Source organism: Actinotalea sp. (genome assembly GCF_041597215.1).
Taxonomy (GTDB): domain Bacteria; phylum Actinomycetota; class Actinomycetes; order Actinomycetales; family Cellulomonadaceae; genus Actinotalea.
Window position 1 is genome coordinate 1 of record NZ_JBFHHB010000286.1, and the last position, 3604, is coordinate 3604.

Below are 3604 nucleotides of genomic sequence, written 5' to 3' on the forward strand. Positions count from 1 at the left end.
AGAGCGAGCCGCAGGGGCGCGGGGACGTCGAGGCCGGCGACGAGCCGGTGCGCCAGGGCGATCGCGAGATCCCCGGCGAGGACGGCCGACGCGGCCGACCAGCGTTCGGCGGCGGACCCACCGAGGCCGTCGGCGACGGCGTCACGGCGCATGGTCTCGCCGAGGTTGGGCTCGCCCCGTCGCATCGTGTCGCCGTCGATCAGGTCGTCGTGCACGAGGAAGGCCGTGTGCAGTACCTCGAAGGCCCCGGCCACCGCGACGGCGGCATCGGGGTGGGGGCCACCCAGTCCGGTGTGCGCCCCGAGCACGAGTCCGGAGCGGAACCTCTTCCCGCCACGCACGCTGCGGGCGATCTCGCTCCACATGAGCACGAAGCGCGGGCCGTACGCCGAGGCCCGGGCGATCGAGTGCTCCAGGACGGCGTCCAGGGCGGCGGTGACCTGGTCGTCCAGCCGACGTGGCGCGAGGACCAGGGGGCTCATGCCTCGGCCCCGCCGAGCAGGCTCAGCGACGGCGCCGAGAGGACGAGCCACGGGCTGAGCGCGAAGGGCACGGCCTCGATGGCCGCGCGCAGGTGGCGCGGCTCGACCCAGGCGTGGTCCATCACCTCGTCCGGATGGGGCTGGGGCACCGAGCCCGGTGCCGGTCGGGCGGTGTAGATGGGGCAGATCTCGTTCTCGACGATCCCCGAGGCGTCGACGGCGCGGTAGCGGAAGTGCGGGTCCACGAGCGCGATGTCCACGACCTCCATCCCGAGCTCGTCGCGAGCCCGGCGGCGGATCGCGTCCTCGGTGTCCTCCCCCGGTCCGGGGTGCCCGCAGAAGCTGTTGGTCCACACCCCGGGCCAGGTGAGCTTGGACAGCGCGCGACGGGTCACCAGCACGCGGCCCTCGTCGTCGAGCACATGGCAGGAGAACGCCAGGTGCAGGGGTGTCTCGCGGGTGTGGACCGTCGCCTTGGGCGTGGTGCCGATGGCTTCACCCGACTCGTCGAGCAGCACGACCAGCTCGGTGGTCACCGCCGATCACCTCCCTGTCCCCCACGGATGCTCAGTAGGCTGAGGATAGGGGAGCCCCGGACGGCTGTCGCGGCGAACGGGAGGGCGGTCGTCGACCGGTCGATGCGCGACCGATCGCGCCGCCCGGCTCAGGGCGACGGCTCGGGGCGACGGCTCAGGGCGCGGGCTGCGCCGTGCTGGTGACGGTGACGGCCCCGATGAGGTACTGGTCGCCTCCCGTGGACGCGGTGAGGCGGTTGATGCCGTCCGCGAGGGGGACCGGGGCGAACGAGGTCGCATCGACCCCGAGCGAGTTGTTGAATCCCGATCCGGTCGCCGTCGAGCTGAAGGCATCGGTCGTGATCCCGGAGGACCCGTCGGCGCGCAGCGGGGTCAGCGTCGTCGTCCCGAGCGAGAGGGCGTCCCGCCCGCCGGAGCCGTTGCGGTCACCCTCCCAGGCCACCACGCCGACCCGTGCCGTGCGGTCGGCACGCCCCTCGAAGGCGAAGGTCGTGGAGGAGCCGGTGGCGACCCACGCGCCGCCGTCGTACAGGCTCACGTCCTGGTCGACCCCCGGCGTCGCGTAGACGACCACGAGGGACCAGCCCGCGTAGTACGAGGGGACCGTGTCCGTCATGGTCGCGGCATACGCGACCCCGTCGACGGCCCAGGCGCCCGCGCCGTAGGCGCGCACGAGATCGGTCACGTCGGCGAAGGACTGGTAGTACTCCCGGTTGCCGCTGTCGACGGCTGTGGCCAGGACGGCTCCGGTGACCGGGACCGGATCGGCTCCGGGGCCGCGGACCGAGACGGCGGTCAGCGCACCGGTCCACTCGTCCCCGGTGGCGCCGGTGCCGGGGAGCCGCCGGTTGCCCGACCAGTACAGACCGGCGAAGGCGATCTCGCGGCCCTCGGGGACCGTGAGCGTCGCGGTCGGGTCAGCGAGCGGGACCATCGACTGGCTGTTGTTCGCCGTGCTGCCGCCGAGAGAGTCCATCACCCGTCGGCACGCATCGCTCGTCAGGTCGCAGCCGAGGACCGGGGTGCCGATCTCCGTGACGGCGTAGCCGCCCGTCCACCGTCCGCGTGGGCTGAGGCCCGCCGAGGAGATCGACAGCTTCGCGGTCGACGCGATCGTCGCCTGGCCGTCCGTGACCTCCACGACGACGGACTGGCTCGTCGCCGCCTCGGCGGTCGCCGACAGGACGACGGTCGCCGATGCTCCCGGTGCGAGGCTCGCGAGCGTGCACGTGACGTGCTGCGCGTCGTCCCGGGTGCACTGCCAGCGGTCCTTCTCGGCTGCGGAGGGCTCCTCGAGGGTGACGGCCCGCGGGACGCTGACTCGCGCCGTGAGTCCCTGCGCGGCGCCCTTGCCGGTGTTCGTCACGCCGAAGGAGACGGTGCCCGCGTTCCGCACGAACTCGGCTGTGACGCCGGGCTCGAAGGCGAGCGCAGGGGTCAGCACCTCGACCTCGGACGTCCCGGTCGCGAGGGCACCGCCGGCCCCCGCGATCGACACCGCGATCGAGCCGTTCACCGAGGACGACGCCGTGACGCCGACCACGATCGGCCGGGAGGTCCCTGGGACGAGCGGCTCGTCGAGCGCACAGGTGATCACGGTGCTCGTGGTCGCGGCGCAGGCCCAGTCGGTCGGCAGAGCGAGGTCCGCTGCCGAGAGGCCCGGCGGCAGCGTGATCGTCGCGGAGAGGTCGCGGAGCGAAGTGCCGCCGTCGTTGCCGACGCCGATCGTGACCGGGCGGGTGGCGCCCGGCTGGACGGTGGTCGGCGTGGTCAGGTCGACCACGGCGCTGCCCGGCGCGGATCGGACGGTCACCGGGGCCTGCGCCGTCGTGGCCCCTGCGCTGAGCAGGAGGGCCGCGTCGACGTCCACGTCGACGAACGGAGCAGCGGCGCCGAGGTCGAGGGCCGGGACGCTCACGTCGAGCAGGAGCGGGAGCTCCACCCCTGGCCGGATGGTCGCCGTCGTGCAGTCGAGCAGGCGACCGTCGGCCGTGCAGGTCCATGCCGTGCTCAGTGAGCTCGCGGCGACCTCGACGGACGTCGGCAGACCCGCGGGCAGGGCGACCTGGACATGCGCATCGCGCAGCGTGGTGCGCCCGGCGTTGTGCACGGGCACCCACACGAAGGTCGAAACGGCCCGGTCGACGGCGGCCGTGAGGTCGACACGAGGGGCGTCCTCGACCACGAGGATCCCCGGAGCCGAGCTGAGCCGGGTCGGGAGGCTTCGCGTGACGGGCGCGGTGCTGCCGGCGAAGGCGGTCGTGACGCGGACCTCGAGGTCGCGGTCGCCGTCGAGCGTCGGGTCGTCGACGAAGACGGACAGCTGGAGATCGCTGCTCGTCCCGGCCGCGAGCGTCGGCAGGGTGCAGCGGGCCGTCGTCGCGCCGACCTCCGTGCACGACCACCCGGAGACCGTCGCGGCGCGGGGCACGGCGGCGCCGGCGCCTCCCGACGGCGTGGAGGCGAGTTGGACGTCCCAGTCCGTGTCGGCGGGGAAGACGAGGTCCGTGGTCACCGCGCTCGCGTCGCTCGCGCCCGTGTTGGCGACGGTGACGGTGAGCGGGGCACGGACGCCGGCGATGAGCT

Annotated in this window: 3 protein-coding genes; all 3 read right to left on the reverse strand. The window is 73.8% G+C overall.

Annotation, left to right across the window (positions count from 1 at the left end; all coding sequences use genetic code 11):
- Nucleotides 1-482 (reverse strand): polyprenyl synthetase family protein (locus ABWK99_RS14685; RefSeq protein ID WP_372595442.1); only part of this gene is annotated, 482 nt, incomplete at its 3' end.
- Nucleotides 479-1018, reverse strand: coding sequence for an isopentenyl-diphosphate Delta-isomerase (idi, locus tag ABWK99_RS14690; RefSeq protein WP_372595443.1), 540 nt, complete (start codon nucleotides 1016-1018; stop codon nucleotides 479-481). The genes ABWK99_RS14685 and idi, both read right to left, overlap by 4 nt.
- A gap of 154 nt (nucleotides 1019-1172) precedes the next feature.
- Nucleotides 1173-3604, reverse strand: a 2432-nt coding sequence (locus ABWK99_RS14695) for a hypothetical protein (RefSeq protein WP_372595444.1), incomplete at its 5' end; no start/stop codon positions are given.